The sequence below is a fragment of the Bacillus sp. AFS037270 genome, from assembly GCF_002585305.1.
Genome location: NZ_NUNF01000060.1, coordinates 15,541 through 33,733, shown reverse-complemented (window position 1 = coordinate 33,733; position 18,193 = coordinate 15,541). Strand labels below are relative to the sequence as shown.

The following is an 18,193-nucleotide window of genomic DNA, read 5'->3' as shown; positions in this document are numbered from 1 at the left end:
TTATTCGGGTTATAGTTCAACTACAATCTGTGGGTTCTTTTTCATTTGCTTATAAATTCTCAACTTTAAGATTAAGTATATAAAGTAGCAGTTGAATGCATGTACCTTATGTTGAGATAATTCAATGTGATTAATAAAAAAAAGTCACTCGACGGCTGAATTTTATCTTCTAGCTATCATCTCGATTTCAACCTGTGCACCAAGAGGTAGGGATGACACACCTATAGTTGTACGAGCAGGATATGGCTCAGAAAATTGTTTAGAATAAACTTCATTCATTGCTGTGAAATTATTCATATCAGTTAAGAATACATTCACTTTTTCAACATTATCAGGAGTTAAGCCTGCTGCTTCTAATACCTTGAAAAGATTCTTAAAACATTGATTTGTCTGTTCAACAATATCACCTTCTACAAGCTTTCCAGTCTGTGAGTCTACTGGGGTTTGCCCAGATAGAAATATTAAATCTCCTGCTTCAATTGCATGTGAGTAAGGACCAACAGCAACAGCTCCAGATGCACTAAAAGCCTTTCTTGACATATAAAACTCCTCCTTTAGATATATAGAAAAAAATAAATATATGACGAAATTGTAAGGTATATGGAATATATAAGCAAAACAACCGCCCTTCCAAACAATGCCTGCAAATACCCATCTTTAAGTACAATTTTTCGGAAACTTTCACCTAAATATGAAAAAGACTGTCGGAACAGCCTAACCTTATTGGTTTCAGTACACATTTTTGGAGTGATTATCTTTTAAAGTTTAGGTGACAAAGCTGGAGTTCGTCTAACAATACCAACAACTCATTATAATTAGATAAAGTTTCTTTTTCTTCAACTTTAAAACCAGATTTAAAAAACAAAATATCCCCTGTTCCATCGTTAATTTGATTCCTTGCTTCGAGAATTCGTTTTAAATTCTTTGCAGTTCCAATACTCCCAGAAATAATGTCTACTCCTTCAGTAAATACTTTCTTTATACTATTTTCAAAATAAGGAAAATGGGTACATCCAAGAACAACAGTTACGTACTCCTCTAAATCCAACGCACCTAGTTTTTCCCTTAAATATGGAACAACTATCTCTTCTCTAAATTCAAACTTCTCGGCAAATTCTACAAGACCAGGAAGGGGCAAACTTTCAACAATATCGTGATGATATATAATTTTCACAAGGTTATGAAACTTTTCCTCTCTTAGAGTCAAATTAGTTGCTAAAACTAATACTTTTTTTCGTTTTCCCTCACAGCTTTGAACAGCAGGTTTTACGGCTGGTTCAATACCCAAAATAGGGAAATCATACTTTTGGCGAAGATCATCTACTGCAATACTGGTTGCAGTATTACAAGCAATGACTAATGCTTTAATTCCTTGATTAGCCATAAAATCAACTGCATTAAAAATATATTCCCTCACTTCTTCTTTTGGTTTCTCACCATATGGTACGTGTAAGGTATCCGCATAAAATAGGTAATCCTCATTCGGTAAAAACCTCAATGCTTGATGAAGTACAGTCATTCCACCTATGCCCGAATCAAAAAAACCAATTTTCATTACTTTCACTCTTCTTTTCAATTAATTTTATAAGTCCATCTATTTTTTTAACATATCTATAAATTTTAATAAAGACGGTTGCAGGTACGTTTCTTTTCGAAAAATAAACATTGTTTTCATGTTTCCATTAAGATTCGGTAATGAATGTTGTTTAAGAGTTCCTTCTTGTAAATGTTTTGCAATGACACTGTAGGGGAGCAAACTTATACCTAGACCAGCAGATACACAACCTATTATCCCATCAACAGTGCCAAATTCCATTATCTTATTAGGTATCATCTTCTCTTGGTGTAACCATTGTTCAAACTTTTCCCGATAAGCACATCCTTTATGAAAAACAAGCAGTGTCCTTGTTTGAACATCTTTAATTGAAGATATAGGAGGATGATCTTTATCCGTAATGAGAACTAATTCTTCTTCAAATACTTCTTTCTGAATGAGATCAGGATGATTGATAGGTCCAGCCACAAATGCTCCATCAAGTTCATACTGAAGAACAGCTTGAATATTTTGTTCAGTAGATCCTGTTCTTAAAGTTAAATCTACCTCTGGAAAATCTTTATGATACTTTGAAAATAGGACTGGTAAGCGAACTGCAGCGGTTGTTTCCATTGAACCAATAATTAAAGGTCCTCTTGGTGTTTGGTCATCCATCATCACATGTTTAGTTTCCTCGATAAGATCGAAAATTTTTTCTGCATATGTTAACAACATGCTTCCTTTAGCTGTCAAAGCAGTGCCACGATTATGCCTATAAAATAAGGTTGTTTGAAGATCTGTTTCTAACTGCTGAATTTTCATGGTGATATTAGATTGTGCATATTGAAGCTCTCTTGCAGCTTGTGAAATGCTCCCCAACTTTGCAACCGTCTGGAAAATTTTCAATGTATGCAAATCCATCAAAATCCTCCTCTCTTTTTTGCCATCTGATTAACTGATGGCAAATATCAATATTATGTATTATTCAATATACCAGATAAGAGATATGATTTAAATATAAACATTTTATTGGAGGTTTTTATTTGAATAAGCAATCTTTTCTTTTATTAATAGGGGGAATACTGTCACTAATCATTGCTATGGGGATTGGAAGGTTTGCCTATACTCCCATTCTTCCACTTATGCAAAAAGATCTTTCTTTTTCGAATACAGTTGCAGGATATATAGCAGCTAGTAATTATGCTGGATATTTGCTTGGAGCAATTTTAGCAGGAGCGATACCATTGAAGAAGTATCGAGTAATTATCTTAAAAATAAGTCTAATCATCAGTATCTTAACCACTGCCATAATGGGTCTAACATACTCTCATTCCCTTTGGTATGTACTTCGATTTCTATCGGGGGTTTCCAGTGCTTATGTGTTGGTTCTAGCCTCTGGGATCGTGTTAGATAAACTTGCTACAATAAACAAAACAAGTTGGTCTGGTTTATTTTATGGAGGGGTAGGTTTGGGTATCTGTTTATCCAGTCTACTAATTCCGAATTTTAACCATTTATATCATTGGGAAGGAACTTGGATAGGACTAGCTGTTGTTAGTGGAATCCTCGTTTTCTTCGTATGGTTCTGGCTGGATGATAACTCAAACGCAGTTGAGATAAACACTAAACAAGAGATCATTACACAATCGCCCCCTAATAAATGGCTCATCTGGTTGATTATTGCGTATGGCTTAGAAGGATTGGGTTACATTGTTACAGGAACGTTTATCGTATCTATCGCTGAAAAGACCTCATACTTTCAAAAAGGTGCAACCTTAGTTTGGATGATGGTTGGTTTGGCTGCTATTCCATCCTGTCTTATCTGGTCCATACTAGCTAAAAAATGTGGCTTCGTTAAATCCTTAGTTTTTGCAATGGCATTGCAATCCTTGGGTATGGTCATGCCAGCCTTTTGGATTTCGAAAACTAGTTTTATCTTAAGTGCTTTATTATTTGGAGCCACGTTTATGGGTATCACTACACTTGCTACAACATTGGGGCGACAAATGAATCCATCTAATAGCAGTCGGACGATTGGCATACTAACCGCTATTTATGCTATTGGACAGTTGATAGGACCAACTCTTGCTGGAATCTTATCATCATCCACTCATAATTTTAATACTGCTTTGATAGGAGCATCTAGTGTCGTTTTAATTGGGGCAGGTTTACTTTTAAATGGAATTCAGTTTGAGAGGAGATCTAAAGGAAAATTAATCAGTAGATAAAATTGAAAAACGAGGTGTGTAATGATGTTAAATGATGAAATGACAGAACTTTTGAAAATTAAATATCCAATTATACAAGCTCCTATGGCTGGCGGAGTAACAACTTCGAAATTAGTTGCTGAGGTATCAAATTCTGGAGGACTAGGAATGATTGGAGCAGGGTATATGACCCCTGTTCAAATACGGGAACAAATTAGGGAAATAAAGCAGTTAACTTCAAACCCGTTTGGTATTAATCTATTTGTTCCTAACGAATTTAAAGTTACAGACAATGAAATAAAATCGGCTAACCAACTCTTAAACCCCATTCGTCAACAATTAAAATTACAGCCAAAAGATGACTTTGAACTTCCTATTTTTAATAATGTACTTGAAAAATTTAATGAACAAATTAAGGTTATAATTGAAGAAAAGGTTCCTATTTGTTCTTTTACATTTGGCATTCCTTCAAGAGAAGTGATTACTGAATTAAAACAATCAAACATTATTCTGATGGGAACCGCTACAACTGTTAGAGAAGCAGTTGAAAATGAAAAAGCAGGAATGGATATTGTTGTTGTTCAAGGCAGTGAAGCTGGTGGACATCGGGGGAGCTTTATCGATGGTGATCAAGAGAGTTTAGTTGGTTTAATGTCACTAATCCCACAGGTTGTGGACAATGTAAGCATCCCTGTTGTGGCTGCTGGAGGAATTATGGATGGGAGAGGGCTAATGGCTTCGATTTGCTTAGGAGCGAAGGGCGTACAAATGGGTACAGCTTTCTTGACCTGCGTTGAAAGTGGAGCACATAAGGTTCATAAACACGCAATTCTTAATGCTAACGAAGACCAAACTCTTTTAACTCGTTCATTTTCTGGTAAATGGGCAAGAGGAATTAAAAATAAATTTATTTTAGAAATGCAGGAGCACGAAGCACTTTTGCCAGATTTCCCAGTTCAAAATACATTAACCCAGGATCTTAGAAAGACTTCCAGTGCACAAAATAATCAAAATTTCATGTCACTTTGGTCTGGTCAAAGTCCAAGCTTAGCCAAAAGTCAAACCGTCGAATCATTTATTAAAAATATTGTAGCAGAAGTTAAAAAAATAAATTTATATATTTAAATTATTTTTGGAATAGTTCCTGCCCAGGAGGAAATAAGATGAAAAACTACATTTTTAAACAATTAAGATTTGTTCGAGAAAACACAATTAATTGCGTCACAGAAATTAACGATGAAGCATCACTGTTTATTCTAGAAGGATTCAATAATAATATAAAATGGAATATAGGACATATATATGTTGTGCAAGAAAAGTTCGCATATTATTTTATTAATGAAAAAATGATTATACCAAATAACTTTTCGGAATTATTTACTACTGGCACAAGTCCAGCCAATTGGGGGAGTCAGGCGTTACCAACGATTAACGAATTAATCCGATTATTAAAAAGTCAAATCGACAGGATCGAACAAGCATTGGAATTACGGTTAAAAGAAGTTATCGAGAAACCTTTTACTACGTCAACAGGTCTTACTTTATCAACAGTAGAAGAATTACTCAGTTTTTGTTTATATCATGAAGGTATGCATTTTGCGACGATAAAATCCTACCAACGAATTATTCAGAATAAGAGAAAGAATAAGGGTATTTAAAACAAACAAAACTTACAGACGGCAATCTGTGGGTTTTTCTTTTGAACACCATATTCATTACACTACTATTTCCAAAAATGCTCGGAAGTAAAAACTTATTATTTTGATACTATTGAAGAAAAAAAATACTAAAAATTGCTTTATAAAACATAAAAATTGCATTATAAAACATAAAAATTGCACTATAAAACATAAAATAGCGAACAATAAAGAACAAAAAATACGTTAAAAGAAACAAAAAATAATTTTAAAAAATTTTTCCATCCAACCGTTTTTTGACAAAATTTAGGATTTGTTGTATAATAATACACTTCGGACATATACATTTTTTCACTAGACCAGTTAAATCCAATGATAAAATATTATTTAAGAACCCACACAATCGTCCACCTGGTGTGGGTTTTTTTCGTTTTAAATTCGACAAACGGGTTATACTAAGTAATAATTGAATATGGCATTTTTTGTTATAATTACCCGTGGAAGGTAGATGAAGAACCCATAGTACACACTTTGGGTTCTTTTTTCGTTAGCAGTTAAAGAAAAAAAGCAGCCACTTAAGAGTGACTGCCGAAAACCATATACGTTTTTATACCAAATTATTTATAGGTGAGAATTTCTTATGTTGTCCCTGTACGTCCATATTGCTCATCTGAATGTATTTACGTGTCATGCTCATATCTGTATGCCCTAAAGTCTTTTGTAAGCTAAACGGGTCTCCACCATTTTTTATATACCATAACGCCCCAGTATGACGGAATGTATGGGGACTGACACGTTTTTTAACACCCGCTTCCCTTCCCAGGTCTCTCAAGTCAATTCTGACAGTAGCATGATTTATTTCGTGTCCATCATAAGTTAAAAATAAATGCTCATCATCAAAATCCTCGGTAATTTCCATATATTCTTTCATTAATTCAATTGTAGGTTCTGTTATTGGCACGATACGGGCTTTTCTAGTTTTTGTGTCCATTGCTTCAAGGATTATCTCACCCTTTTCAAGATTTACGTTTCTCCGCTTCATTGCACATAGTTCAGAAATTCGAACTAACGTATCTAAAAGCACATAAATGATTACTTTATTTCTGAAGCCGGTGTATGTTGTATCATCAATGACATCCAATATCCGTATAACCACTTCAGGTGTGAATGATTCCAGCGTATCTTCAGGTGTTTTGATCGGCTTGAAAATCCTCATGGATAGGCTCATTAATCCATTCCTTCTTATGACAATATCTAATGAAAGCTCGCATATTTCGAATGCGAATATTAACAGTCATAGGAGAAAGTTCCTTATCATGAAGCATATACCCAATATAGCCTTGAAAATCTTCCGTAGTGACGTTCTCATTCGTCATTTCTTCACCAGGAAACTCTTTGAGATAGGCATAATTATTGTAGTACTCATCAATTGTCCTAGTTGCTAATCCTTCTGTTTTCTTAGCAGTCATAAATTTATTAAACATCTCATCCAATGTCAGGATATTTGAATCAGCCTTTGTTTTCTTTTTACAGCCTTCTCTAATCTTACCTAGTTTCGGCTTAACCTTTTTTGACAGAACCTTTGATTGCATAAAAATAACCTCCAATAAATAATTATTCGTAGGTTAAAGGAAACGTTCTCTACAGTCTCGGAAACAGCCCCTCTACAGTCTTGTCAGTAGATAGGGGTAAGACTGTGAAGGAATATGTAAAAACTTTAATCAAAGTAAAACTGTTCAAACCCTTGATATAATTGATTAAATGGCGGGACCGCCTGGGAATCGAACCCAGCAGCGACTACACGAGCCGCTCAAGCAGTTTTGAAGTTAGAGGGAAGGTATCATGTTTGATTACATTTAGTTTTATATAATACCGTAAAGTCTTGATTTAATGCACTTTTTATCAATTCATATATCATTTAATTTTATCTAATTAATTATAAAAACATCTAATCTGTGACCAAGTTGTGACCAAAAGTGTGATCAGTTTTCTTATTTTATTAATGGGATTAAACAAGTAATTGAGGAGGTTTAAACATACCTCCTCTTCTTCCATTTGTCATCCAAAGGGACAATGAGCTTATTGATCCAAGTGACACAACCCTCTCAAGGTCGTCAGGTGCATTCGATTATAACAGTTTCAATTTGAAGTTGTTGATTAAATAGGCTTCTTATAGACTCATATGATATAAACAGATGTTTTTGGTGGCAATACGATTGGTTTTGTTGCCACCAAATGACACCAACCCAAACCCTTGGCATTTTCACGGCTAGATGGCTGCTAGAGCGTCGATAGTACTCTTCGATAGCGTTAATATTTACCTAATCAATTTTTTACGGATATTACCGGTGGTAAAAATTCTGATACTCTCTTTTCCGTCTGGTCATTTGTTTCGATGTAGCGATTTGCTTAGCGCACAAAAAGGCTTCGCTATTTATTACGCGAAACCTCTCATTTTTATATTTTAAACATAACTTGTTTATTTTTTATAGTTGTGGTACGTCTTGCGTTGAAAGATATAACCTTTAATTAATGCTTACTCATAACTGTTGCACCAGGCTTAATAGGTTGTTTTTGTGTTTTTACTTCTTGTGCTGCACCCGCTGCTATTCTTTCTTCTTGTGCATAACGAATAAGTGCCAAATAACGATAAACGAAATGAGCAAATTTAGTATATGGAGCTGTAAAGAATAGAGCTGCAACACTTCCTAAATGGATTGCCAATAAAATTCCCATTGCAGCAGTATCACGAGCCAGTAACAAGATCATCCCAGTTACCGCAACAGTCAATAATACAACTGCAAAAGAAGTTCCTGACTGTTGAGCACCTTTATCATGGACTTCAGAGTCACTTTTGGCTTTAAGAGCCAATAGTCCAACAACCCCAATAATGATTCCTAGTCCACCCAGGATCCCTAGAATTACTACTGGATGGTACAGAGGATAGGGAGCTGGAATGTGTAAAACGTGTGCATAAAATGCGCCTAATGCTGTTGAAGCTAAATCTAGCATAAATCCATAAGATACAAAATGGTGAAGCTTACGGCGAGTAGTCGAAGGTTCGTCAGTTGGATACGTACAGCCTGATCCTTCTCCACCAAGATAGCGAAGGCTTAACGCATATTTTGTACCAGTAACAAAATCTTTTCCGATAACTTTCTCTGATTTTGGTGACTTAATATCTTGCCAGAATCTGCTCATTCCTATAATCCAGCCACCAACCATCCAAATTCCTAATGCCAAGAAAACAACAATCATTACAACTTCAGAAAGAGACTCATAGAATGCACCTGTTCCTAGATGCGTCTTTAAAAGTCCTGAAGTTCCGTTGGTTCCTATAATTAATGCGACCATTAAAATGATTCCAAAGAAAAATGTGATCCAAAAGCCGCTGCGCTTTTCTCCGAGTCCTTTGGCAAATACTCTTGGGCTTGCATATTTTCGGTATGTTTCTTCGCGCAATTGAGCAAACAACTTTGGCGGGTTAATGCCAAACTCGTGCGGTGTCGTAAATGGACATGCATAATAGCAGTCCCGGCAATCATGGCACAAATTAGCCAAATAAGTCATGTCATTATCAGTAAAATCCCGGCGCAACTCTATCGATTGCCATACAGCACAGTATCCTTCGCAATAACGGCAGGCATTACATAATTTCATTTGACGTTTTCCATCATCTAGTAGCTCTTTTGACTGCATTTGCTGCTTCCTCCCCTGCAATTCTCCCTAAAACTGCGCCCATCGTGAGTCCAAAACCAGCCAGATACCCACGGCGCAGTACATTACCTGCTGCCATTTCTCCTGCTGCAAACATATTGTTACAGAGGCGTCTATCCTTCCACTTGATCCTTGCCTGTTCGTTTACTTCTACCGCAAGGTAGGTAAATGTAATGCCAGTCTTCAGTGGATATGCATAAAATGGAGGCTTATCGATCCGTACCGCCCAATGGCTTTTTACCGGTGTTAATCCTTCTGTTTTACAGTTGTCTAGCTCAGCTGGATTAAATGTTCCTGGGCGAACGGCCTTGTTAAAGTCATTAACGGTCTTAGCCACTACTTTAGGATTAAGACCAAGTTTTTCAGCCAATTCCTCGATTGATCCTGCAAAAATTGGCTCGAATACCGAAGGCATGAATTTTCCAAGTGCCTTACTGTCAATAATCGAGTATGCAACTTGATTGGGCTGCCGGGCAATGAGTCCACCCCAAATAGCATATCGTTTTGGCCAAAAATCTTCTCCCTCGTCGTAGAACCGCTGACCATTCTTATTTACCACAATCCCAAATGGTACACTGTCAAGACGGGTAACAATTCCTCCGTCAAACTTTGGTGCCCTGCCATCAACCGCAACGGCGTGAAACGCGTCTGGTTCTCCTACCTGGGCTGCACCTTTATTAAGAAGCATTTCAAGAACATTACCTTGATTATATGGGGTACCACGAATGATAAAATTCTCAGCAGCCTCTCCCCAGTAACGTTTGTGCCATTCTATATTTGCTTCAAAACCGCCAGATGCAAATATAATAGCTTTCGCTTTGATCGTCTCGATCCCGTTGTTCCTGCGAACTTTAGCAGCCTTGAACTCAGTGCCATTCATTTCTATATCTTCAAGCATTGAATCGTACCAGACTTCTACCCCTTTTACCTTAGCGGTTTGATAGTATGAATTTATCACAGCCTTGCCGCCGCCAAGTTGAAAAATATTCGTTCTTCCTAAATGAAGGGTTCCGGACAGTGCCGGCTGCCATTGAATCCCCTGCATGTTAAGCCAGTCCGGGAGTTCTTCGGATTTACGCACAACTAATCTTGCAATTGATTCATTTATTTCCCCTCCTGCAACACGCCTTAAATCCTCCATAAATTCTTCCTCAGGATAAGTGCCTGTCATATACTTGTTCTCACGTGTATTCATCACCCTATAATCCCGGGTGAGTCGGCTATTTCCGCCGCGATAAAATTTAGGAGCCCGTTCAATGACCAGCACCTTTACCCCTCGATCACGAGCTGACAGTGCAGCACTTAGGGCAGCGTTCCCGCCACCGACTACTAAAACATCAGTCTCCATATTATAAAACTCCTTTCAAATTAACCTTTTAGCTAACTAAATGGTTAAGCGATTACAAGAGAAAAATAGATTACTAATTTACTTGTCAAAAAAAGAAAAGAAGGGATACTCCTTTTCTTAATATGAAAACTGATCAAGCCATCATGGCATCCATCTTACCAACAAAAATGGAGGTAGGTACATAGGCGTAGCCTTCCATTAGCCTTCTTGCAGTCCGGCCATTGCCAGCCTGTGCCACTAACCATTCTTCTCCCATTTTTTCTACGGATGCATCAGCATATAAAGTTCCCGAAGGATGCCCTACACTAATACCGGTATTGGTATTTAAAACAATTTGATTAGGGATCGTTCCATTAATTTTTGCAGCTGCTGCAAGAGCCATCGCCCCACTCACTGCATGGGCGCTATGAAGAGATCCCATCGTTATATAGCGTGAAAGAACATCAACATCTTCTTGTTTAACAAGCTGTTGATTGACTGTTTTATATACTTTTGGCTTAGAAATCATGGCAATTTTCGGCAATGCATGGGTTGAAGGAGAGACACGTTCGCCTTCTTTAATCAGGCCGATCTTAATCCCGGCTTTAACACGAATTTTCTCTAAGGTATTAAGCAATACAGTATTCCCGTTAACTTCATTGGGAAGCTCTGTTCCTGTTTGCCCGACATCTTCTGCCCGAACAAACACCAGCGTATTAACACAATCAACAATACTTACCTCATACTCCTGGCCATTCTCCAACTTTATGATATCTGTTGGGCTATTGGTAGGGAGTGTTTTTCCTGTAAAGGTTCCGCCCGCATCTAAAAAGTTAAGCATGATTCTGGACGATGAACCAGGAACACCAGCAATTGAAAATCCCCCCTCATATTGAATTTGCCCATTTTTTACAGGTATTTCTGCAACAATAACTTTTTTTGTATTTGTGTTGTATATTTTTACGGAAGTAATGGGTTCAGTTAATGGAACATATCCTTCTTCGACGGCATACAAACCTACTGCAGTGACAAAATTTCCGCAGGTTACATTATAGTCAACCACTTGGCGATCTAGGCTCACCTGGCCAAAAGTATAATCAATATGCGCATCAGGAAGAGAGGATGGACCGACAATTGCTAATTTACTAGTTGTTGAGGTTCCTCCTCCCAAACCATCAATTTGGCTGTTGTCAGGACTGCCATAAATCCTTAAGATGACCCCATCCCTTAATGTTTCGTCTGCAGGGAGGTCTGATCTTCTTAGTATGAGCCCCTTACTTGTCCCCCCTCTCATAATAACAGTTGGTATCTTGTGTAATTGACCATAATCAAACATACTTTAACCTCCATTGTCTTTCTTTTTTAAAACTATAATATAGAAAAATATTATGTTTAAGTTTCGACTAATTCATCTCAAACGACTCAAAGGATTATCTGACTTGGTTCAATTGATTTCTTCCAAGCTTCTTTTAGAGGTTCGAGGTCCAAAGAATATGGCTAATCCTGATACAATCCAAACAAGTGAAATCAAAATAAATACATTTAAATATCTAAAACCAGTGTAAACAAAACTAATAATGAATGGTCTTAAAACATTAGAAAATCTGCCAATTCCGTATGTTATCCCCTGTCCAAAAGAACGAACTTCCGTTCCATAAAGTTCTGATGTAAAACTGTAAAGATTGGAAGAAAAGTTCTTTCAATAAAATTTATGAGAAAACCAAATACAACAATTAGTACAGGATTTAGTGTTGCCCCGAATAAAAATACTACAATTGCAATGACGAAGTCGCCATTCCGTTAATAAATCTGGAAATTGCCAGGGACCAGGCGTCCCACGAAAACGCATTCACTACTCAGAAAAAAGATAATAATAGAAGAGAAATAATTATAGATTTCTTTCTTCCTACCTTATCACCGAGCCATCCCCTGCAGAGGCTCCCAAAAACATCCCAAAGAAGGCAATGGAGTTGATTGTTGCTATAACACTTAATGGCAAGTGCCACTGTTTTACCAAAGCCAGAGATGCATATGAAAACGTATTTAAATCGGCGTACTCAAAAAATAGGCAATAGACAAAGCAATACGAACCTTTTTGTGAATCGAAGAAAAAGGCAACCGATCCATCAGATTTTCTATATTAAGCCTGTTGGATCAATTGATAATTAAAAGTTATCATAATATAAAGAATAAAAAAAATATTGATTGTTTATTAACTATCATAAAAACCTTTTATGATAGAGAGAAAAAGGTTATATTTGTTTCAAATAAAAGGATTCTTGAATTTTAAATAAAATTAGTGTAAATCAAATTTGGAAGACTGAAGAATTTACAAGGATATGTACATGTTTTTCGGGGGCAGTTATATAGTACTTTTTTATTTATACCACACAATTTCGCTGGATACTTGAACCAGAAAAAGGTAATCCCTCTAACAGAAGGTCCAACATAACGGTTACTGCCAGAAGGTCTGCTGACCCTCCCGGACTGATGTTTCTTCCAATGAATTCCTTGTCCATTTCAAACACCATCTCCATACCTTTTGGTGTTAACATACCTCCTAAATCCAGTACCTGTTGGGCATAACGTTGAACATATTCCAAAGTTTTTAAATCATGTCTTGCAACGATATTGGTATCCTCGTTTACCGCCATTAAATGAAGGAGTACCTGCACCAGAATATCGTTGATATGAAAGGATTTTAAAGATTTTAATTTCCTTATTACAGGAAGAGAGTAATTGCGCACGGTAGCAAAGCCGCTTTCTACTTCTCCACGTATACCCCTCAGACCATATTTCAGAAAAAGTTTTTCCCCGTAAGTAAGACCTTCGGACTTGTTCAAGAAAGTTAGTTCCCTTAAACATAAACCCTTAGTCATTAGAGAAACCTTCTCACAGATTATCTCGATATCCACATTTTTGGATTCACTTTCCATCATGCTGCAAGAAGCTGCCGCACAAATGACACCTAAGGAAAAAATTAGACCTTTATGAGTATTTACACCGTCAGTTGCCTCAAACATCACTTTTTCAGCATTAATCCCAAGGCCTCTTAAGGCTTGAAACAGTTCTTCAGGATTTTTCCCTGAGTACTTTACGCCTTCAACAACACAGTAAGAGAAATAGTTACTCAGTGCAGAGCTGCTGTCTATAAACGTAAAGAAATCCATATCGGTATGTGCCCCTTGGTTGAATCTGTCAACAAGCCCAGGTTTGGGGCTAGCGGAAACCTCATAAAGTAAAGCACGCAGCGCTTTTTGCGGAATGGTTTGCATCCAGGATTCCTCCATGTTTGATCTTTTTCTCCTTTCAAGCTTGCTAACATATTAAAAATATGACCAAACCCCATAATTCCCTGGGCTTATCGGAGTTTGGCCTTCAATAGCTAACTTAGGGTATAATTTTTATATAAGAATCAACCATACTATGGATCTTCTCAATGAGGGTTTCTACTGTATGTTCTCTGTTCCGAGCGCAAAAATGGGCATCCTGTTCACAGAGCAGGCATTTACGTTTTGAATTACCTAAGGTTTCTCTAGAAATAGGCTTTCCATCAACCCCTATGACATCTAAATCAAACAGACGGCCAAGTGGATGCTCATTCTCAATCTCAAGCATAAGTGCTTTTAAAGACCGTTCAGCAGTTTTCACCACAAAGAACGCCTCAAATCCAGTATCTGGATTTTTGGAATCATAATACTCCAATCCACAAATGGTCTCCTTGAGTTTTTTAACCAGTGCATTGCAGCCCTCACGAAAAATGATGGAACTGTCTGGCGTTTTCTTGCTCTTACCTGGCATATTCACTGTGAATGATACCAATGGCAATCTGTATTTCTCGATTAATTCCTTCTGATGGGCTGCCCTAAGCTCACGAGCCTCTAATAATTGCTCAAGCGTTATTAGTTGGGTTCCAGTCATCTTCAAGAATCCTTCTTTACCTGGTGAATCACATCAATCACTGATCCATCCCGATACTTAACCACACCGACAATCTTATCTTCTACCTTGATTGGTTCCGGAATTCCGACTATTTGGCTAGCTTTTGCCATGAGTGCTTCAATGGACATAACCGGCAGATTTGCTTTTTTTAGGTTATGATACAAATCCTGCCTAAGAGGATTCACAGCAATACCTTGGTCTGTAACCAATACATCAATTGAGCAGCCCGGGGTGACTATCGTATGCACCCTGTCGAGAATAGTTGGCATCCTGCCCCTAATGAGTGGAGCGACAATAATTGCGCAGGCTGCACCTGCAGCTGAATCACAGTGTCCGCCTGAGGCGCCGCGAATGACTCCGTCAGAACCGGTAATGACGTTCACATTAAAATCAAGATCGATTTCTAATGCGCTTAATACTGTTACATCTAATTGATTAACTGCACTTCCAGGATTATCCGGACTTGCATAATACTCAGCATCAATCTGTTGGTGAAACCGATTATTTTTAAGTGATTCATCTGCTTTAAGATCAAAGCCTTGTACATCTAGTAATCTTTTAATAAGGCCTTCCTCATGGAGAGCAACCATCTGACCTGTAATACCGCCCAACGCGAAGCTCGCCTTGATATTTCTCTCAATCATCTTTTCTCTTAAAAACCTAGTTGCCGCCAGGGAAGCTCCTCCTGACCCTGTTTGCAGCGAAAAACCGTCTATGAAATAGCCTGAAGCCTCAATAACTTCGGCAACATTCTGAGCGATTAGCAAATCTTTCGGATTCTTGGTAAACCGGGTTGCTCCCGACATAATTCCTTTTGGATCACCGATTGCATCCACAACCACGATATAATCTACCTGAGACTCAGGAATAGCGAAAGGTGTATTAGGATATTCCACCAAATGATCCGTGATTAAAACTACTTTTTTGGCATGTTGGGCATCAACCTTGGCATATCCCAATGAACCGCATTCTGACGCCGCTGAATGATCCCTGGCATATCCATTGGCATTGCCGGCAGGGTCACAGGATGGCACACCTAAAAAGGCAACATCAATTGGCAGTTCTCCTGAGGCGATTGCCCTGGCTCTGCCGCCATGAGAATTGATCACAATTGGTATGTCCATCAAGCCGTTCGAAATAGCATCAGCTAATTCACCTCGCAGTCCGCTTGTCTCAATCCTCCGAATTACTCCGCTTTTGATATGATTAATCAATGGTGCATGGATGCCCGAAAGAGAGCTTGGTGCTAAAACAAGGTCCTTAATTCCCATACGTGAAATGGCATTGAGAACCATATTAATGATATAATCACCATTTCGGAAATGATGATGGAAGGAAATCGTCATTCCATCTTTTAAGCCTGTTTTACGAATCGCTTTTTCAATAGAATCAAGGATTTTATTTCGATCAGAATTCTTAAAGCGGTCTTTAGAACGCTGTGTATTTTTCATCAATTCATTTGAATCAAACAGTGGTAATGCTCCGAGTCCAAAAATCTCTTCCGGTATAATTCGTCCAACTCTATTAAACATTATTGCCACACCTCCTCAATACTTTCTGTATATACAGCATCAGCCAGTTCAAGGAGACGGTATGCTCTTTCGATGATCGGCTTGTCAACCATTTTACCGTCCATGCTTATAACACCCGACCCTCTTTTCTCCGCTTCTTTCGCTGCTTCGATAACCCGAATGGATTTCTGAATTTCATCTTCCGTTGGCGTAAAGATATGATGCAAAATATTAATTTGGCGCGGATTAATAAGGGATTTTCCATCAAACCCTAGTTGTTTGATAAGTTTAGCTTCGCGGATAAATCCTTCTTCATCATTCACATCAGAAAAAACAGTATCCAAAGCATCAATCCCGGCTGCCCGTGCCGCAAAGAGGATTTGGCTCCTAGCAGCGAGTAATTCAATCCCATCTGTGGACCTTGTGGTTTTTAGGTCAGTTACAAAATCCTCAGCCCCAAGCGCAATACCAATAAGCCGCGAACTCGCCGTTGCAATTTTATAAGCATTAATGACCCCCAAAGCACTTTCAACAGCCGCCATGAGTTTGATGGTTCCCAGTTCGATACCATTTTCCTTTTCAATCTGTGTTATTAATTGATCAGCTTCCACTACATCTTCTGGTGTCTCTGTTTTAGGCAACCGGATTGCATCTGGCTTTGCTCTGACCATAGCTTCAAAATCACCTCTGCCATAAGGTGTATTTAAACCATTTACACGGACAACAACTTCCGTTTGTCCATAATCACAAATTCTTAGCGCTTCATAGACTAAAAGTCTCGCCGCGTCTTTTTCATAAAGGCAAACTGAATCTTCCAAGTCAAACATGATGGCGTCCGATCCATAGATATGAGCGTCCCTAATCATGCCTGGATTGTTTCCTGGTACATACAACATACTTCTTCTCAGCCGACCCACTTATTTCACCCCCCAGGGAAAACAATTATGATGGGCAGCCCTGTTTACTGCCGTCTTTACTCTAGCACGGATGGTGCAATCTAAAGCCCCTTTATCATTCGCCATGACTAATGCATTCTCCACCCCTAACTCTAATAATGTCTCTAAAATCACCTTTTTGATTTGTTTGCCAAACTGATTTGCGACAGTACTTTTGAGTTCAAGTTCAATTCCTTTACCGTCATTCTTTTCAATTTGAATGGTGATATCGCTTGACTCAAGCGTCCCTGCAATTCCTACATCCAAAATTTCTATTCTTTCTGGCAACATCAACATTTTTCATCACCCTCTCAATAATGTCTTTGTATGCTTCGCCTGAATACGCTGGATAATTCTCTTAGCCCCAGATGAGAGGAGAAATCGATAGGTTGTTTCAGGAACCAGCTTCATCACTTCTTGTAGCTTACCTGCATGAATTAGATCCCTTACTCTGGAAGCACTAATCGGTTGCGTTTCAGACAACACCCTTGGAATTACCTGTACCTCTATTTCACGGGCAGAGAGAATTTCCTGCATGACCGAGTTATACGTTGATGTAACTTTGCAGCAGGGTTCCTCACCGACAAATCTTTTTTTAATTCCAAGTGCCGGAGCAATATAGTTAGCAAATATGTCTATGTCCAGCCTCGCATGGGTCTCGACCACATCGTGGAACTCTTTGATAAAGTAGGATGGGAAAGTTGCATCCGATATGATATAATCCTTTCCAGAATGAACAACAACATTATCCAAGTGTTTAACTCCTTCTTTTACAAGCCTGTATCTTACTGCAGAAGGAAAACTTGACTTGTCCTCCTGGAGAACAAAAATATGGAGCGTTTCGCATTTCGACGCTGCATACTCGATTAGGTACTGATGCCCTAAAGTAAACGGATTGCAATTTACTATGACAGCCCCTGCACGATTCTTGCCCCCTTTATCAGGGATAACTTGTTCTTTCTCTTGGATGATTTGTTTTAGGTAGTTTTTAATCCCTGCCGAGCGGTTTTCCATTAGAACGACCTTTGAAGGAATTTCGGCGACTGGATAAAACCCCAAGTCAGAGAATATGCTCTTGTTTTTCGGCTTTGTGTAGATAAAAAGATGCGTGTTTCCTCTTGAATAGGCCTCATGGACAAGATGGGTGACAAGTTTTGCTGACAGCCCCATGTTCTGATATTCCTCATCCACAGCAATGCATTTTAGAATTCTACCGCCAAGGGAACCTGTAGCCACGATCTTTTGACCATCAAATATAGCAATTGTATATTCAACATCCGCATCCAGAGATAAATTCTGCTTATTGAGAAATTCCTTCAGCTGACCCATTTCTGCGTTTGATTTAAGGGTTAGAATCTTTTCAGTCAATTTCACATAACACAT

Annotated in this window: 18 protein-coding genes; 3 read left to right on the top strand and 15 right to left on the bottom strand. The window is 38.2% G+C overall.

The window, feature by feature from the left end:
• Positions 1-162: 162 nt before the first annotated feature.
• The 3 genes from COD92_RS25350 to COD92_RS25340 form a co-directional block, all read right to left on the bottom strand.
• On the bottom strand, positions 163-540 hold the full coding sequence (locus tag COD92_RS25350; protein WP_098530512.1) for a RidA family protein: 378 nt from the start codon (positions 538-540) through the stop codon (positions 163-165).
• A gap of 211 nt (positions 541-751) precedes the next feature.
• Positions 752-1,555, bottom strand: a complete 804-nt coding sequence (gene murI, locus COD92_RS25345) for a glutamate racemase (RefSeq protein ID WP_098530513.1) — start codon at positions 1,553-1,555, stop codon at positions 752-754.
• Between the two features lie 39 nt (positions 1,556-1,594).
• Positions 1,595-2,455: a LysR family transcriptional regulator gene (locus tag COD92_RS25340; RefSeq protein WP_098530514.1), complete on the bottom strand. Its 861-nt coding sequence runs from the start codon at positions 2,453-2,455 to the stop codon at positions 1,595-1,597.
• A 122-nt stretch (positions 2,456-2,577) separates the two neighbouring features.
• Between COD92_RS25340 and COD92_RS25335 the strand changes: the two genes are divergently transcribed.
• The 3 genes from COD92_RS25335 to COD92_RS25325 are packed head-to-tail and all read left to right on the top strand — an operon-like array spanning position 2,578 to position 5,399.
• The gene (locus COD92_RS25335; RefSeq protein ID WP_098530515.1) at positions 2,578-3,762 is read left to right on the top strand and encodes a YbfB/YjiJ family MFS transporter; all 1,185 of its coding nucleotides are present in this window, start codon (positions 2,578-2,580) and stop codon (positions 3,760-3,762) included.
• Positions 3,763-3,786: 24 nt separating this feature from the next.
• Positions 3,787-4,866 (top strand): NAD(P)H-dependent flavin oxidoreductase, encoded by a 1,080-nt coding sequence (locus COD92_RS25330; protein ID WP_098530516.1) that lies wholly within the window; start codon positions 3,787-3,789, stop codon positions 4,864-4,866.
• Between the two features lie 38 nt (positions 4,867-4,904).
• Positions 4,905-5,399, top strand: coding sequence for a DinB family protein (locus COD92_RS25325; RefSeq protein WP_098530517.1), 495 nt, complete (start codon positions 4,905-4,907; stop codon positions 5,397-5,399).
• Between the two features lie 586 nt (positions 5,400-5,985).
• Here COD92_RS25325 and COD92_RS33030 read toward each other — a convergent pair.
• The 12 genes from COD92_RS33030 to citC all read right to left on the bottom strand — a co-directional run bounded on the left by COD92_RS33030 (position 5,986) and on the right by citC (position 18,193).
• On the bottom strand, positions 5,986-6,606 hold the full coding sequence (locus COD92_RS33030; protein WP_255286650.1) for a tyrosine-type recombinase/integrase: 621 nt from the start codon (positions 6,604-6,606) through the stop codon (positions 5,986-5,988).
• Positions 6,563-6,970, bottom strand: a complete 408-nt coding sequence (locus COD92_RS33025) for a phage integrase SAM-like domain-containing protein (protein WP_255286651.1) — start codon at positions 6,968-6,970, stop codon at positions 6,563-6,565. The genes COD92_RS33030 and COD92_RS33025 overlap by 44 nt, the downstream gene beginning before the upstream one ends.
• Before the next feature lie 937 nt (positions 6,971-7,907).
• Positions 7,908-9,077: a tricarballylate utilization 4Fe-4S protein TcuB gene (gene tcuB, locus COD92_RS25315; protein ID WP_098530518.1), complete on the bottom strand. Its 1,170-nt coding sequence runs from the start codon at positions 9,075-9,077 to the stop codon at positions 7,908-7,910.
• Complete coding sequence (gene tcuA, locus COD92_RS25310) at positions 9,052-10,443, bottom strand: FAD-dependent tricarballylate dehydrogenase TcuA (protein ID WP_098530519.1); 1,392 nt, start codon at positions 10,441-10,443, stop codon at positions 9,052-9,054. Before tcuA ends, tcuB begins: the two co-directional genes overlap by 26 nt.
• Positions 10,444-10,576: 133 nt before the next feature.
• The gene (locus COD92_RS25305; RefSeq protein WP_098530520.1) at positions 10,577-11,758 is read right to left on the bottom strand and encodes a 2-methylaconitate cis-trans isomerase PrpF family protein; all 1,182 of its coding nucleotides are present in this window, start codon (positions 11,756-11,758) and stop codon (positions 10,577-10,579) included.
• Between the two features lie 108 nt (positions 11,759-11,866).
• On the bottom strand, positions 11,867-12,046 hold the full coding sequence (locus COD92_RS33480) for a hypothetical protein (RefSeq protein ID WP_420491424.1): 180 nt from the start codon (positions 12,044-12,046) through the stop codon (positions 11,867-11,869).
• A gap of 757 nt (positions 12,047-12,803) precedes the next feature.
• Positions 12,804-13,697, bottom strand: coding sequence for a triphosphoribosyl-dephospho-CoA synthase CitG (gene citG, locus COD92_RS25300; protein ID WP_255286652.1), 894 nt, complete (start codon positions 13,695-13,697; stop codon positions 12,804-12,806).
• Between the two features lie 115 nt (positions 13,698-13,812).
• Positions 13,813-14,343 carry a citrate lyase holo-[acyl-carrier protein] synthase gene (gene citX / locus COD92_RS25295; protein WP_098530522.1) on the bottom strand — a complete coding sequence of 177 codons (531 nt, stop codon included), beginning with the start codon at positions 14,341-14,343 and terminating at the stop codon, positions 13,813-13,815.
• Positions 14,344-14,345: 2 nt separating this feature from the next.
• Positions 14,346-15,896, bottom strand: coding sequence for a citrate lyase subunit alpha (gene citF, locus COD92_RS25290; protein WP_098530523.1), 1,551 nt, complete (start codon positions 15,894-15,896; stop codon positions 14,346-14,348).
• Positions 15,896-16,792 carry a citrate (pro-3S)-lyase subunit beta gene (citE, locus tag COD92_RS25285; RefSeq protein WP_098530524.1) on the bottom strand — a complete coding sequence of 299 codons (897 nt, stop codon included), beginning with the start codon at positions 16,790-16,792 and terminating at the stop codon, positions 15,896-15,898. Before citE ends, citF begins: the two co-directional genes overlap by 1 nt.
• Positions 16,793-17,107 (bottom strand): citrate lyase acyl carrier protein, encoded by a 315-nt coding sequence (gene citD / locus COD92_RS25280; RefSeq protein WP_255286653.1) that lies wholly within the window; start codon positions 17,105-17,107, stop codon positions 16,793-16,795.
• 6 nt (positions 17,108-17,113) lie between these two features.
• A complete protein-coding gene (gene citC / locus COD92_RS25275; RefSeq protein ID WP_098530525.1) occupies positions 17,114-18,193 on the bottom strand; it encodes a [citrate (pro-3S)-lyase] ligase in 1,080 nt (359 codons plus the stop codon).

Excerpts from the sequence above, each read along its gene's own strand:
- COD92_RS25340 (WP_098530514.1), bottom strand. The coding sequence starts at position 2,455 with ATGGATTTGCATACATTGAAAATTTTCCAGACGGTTGCAAAGTTGGGG.
- COD92_RS25325 (WP_098530517.1), top strand. The coding sequence starts at position 4,905 with ATGAAAAACTACATTTTTAAACAATTAAGATTTGTTCGAGAAAACACA.
- COD92_RS25330 (WP_098530516.1), top strand. The coding sequence starts at position 3,787 with ATGTTAAATGATGAAATGACAGAACTTTTGAAAATTAAATATCCAATT.
- citD (WP_255286653.1), bottom strand. The coding sequence starts at position 17,107 with ATGTTGATGTTGCCAGAAAGAATAGAAATTTTGGATGTAGGAATTGCA.
- COD92_RS33030 (WP_255286650.1), bottom strand. The coding sequence starts at position 6,606 with ATGAGCCTATCCATGAGGATTTTCAAGCCGATCAAAACACCTGAAGAT.
- COD92_RS25350 (WP_098530512.1), bottom strand. The coding sequence starts at position 540 with ATGTCAAGAAAGGCTTTTAGTGCATCTGGAGCTGTTGCTGTTGGTCCT.
- tcuA (WP_098530519.1), bottom strand. The coding sequence starts at position 10,443 with ATGGAGACTGATGTTTTAGTAGTCGGTGGCGGGAACGCTGCCCTAAGT.
- tcuB (WP_098530518.1), bottom strand. The coding sequence starts at position 9,077 with ATGCAGTCAAAAGAGCTACTAGATGATGGAAAACGTCAAATGAAATTA.
- COD92_RS33025 (WP_255286651.1), bottom strand. The coding sequence starts at position 6,970 with ATGCAATCAAAGGTTCTGTCAAAAAAGGTTAAGCCGAAACTAGGTAAG.
- murI (WP_098530513.1), bottom strand. The coding sequence starts at position 1,555 with ATGAAAATTGGTTTTTTTGATTCGGGCATAGGTGGAATGACTGTACTT.
- citX (WP_098530522.1), bottom strand. The coding sequence starts at position 14,343 with ATGACTGGAACCCAACTAATAACGCTTGAGCAATTATTAGAGGCTCGT.
- citC (WP_098530525.1), bottom strand. The coding sequence starts at position 18,193 with ATGTGTTATGTGAAATTGACTGAAAAGATTCTAACCCTTAAATCAAAC.
- citF (WP_098530523.1), bottom strand. The coding sequence starts at position 15,896 with ATGTTTAATAGAGTTGGACGAATTATACCGGAAGAGATTTTTGGACTC.
- citG (WP_255286652.1), bottom strand. The coding sequence starts at position 13,697 with ATGCAAACCATTCCGCAAAAAGCGCTGCGTGCTTTACTTTATGAGGTT.
- COD92_RS25305 (WP_098530520.1), bottom strand. The coding sequence starts at position 11,758 with ATGTTTGATTATGGTCAATTACACAAGATACCAACTGTTATTATGAGA.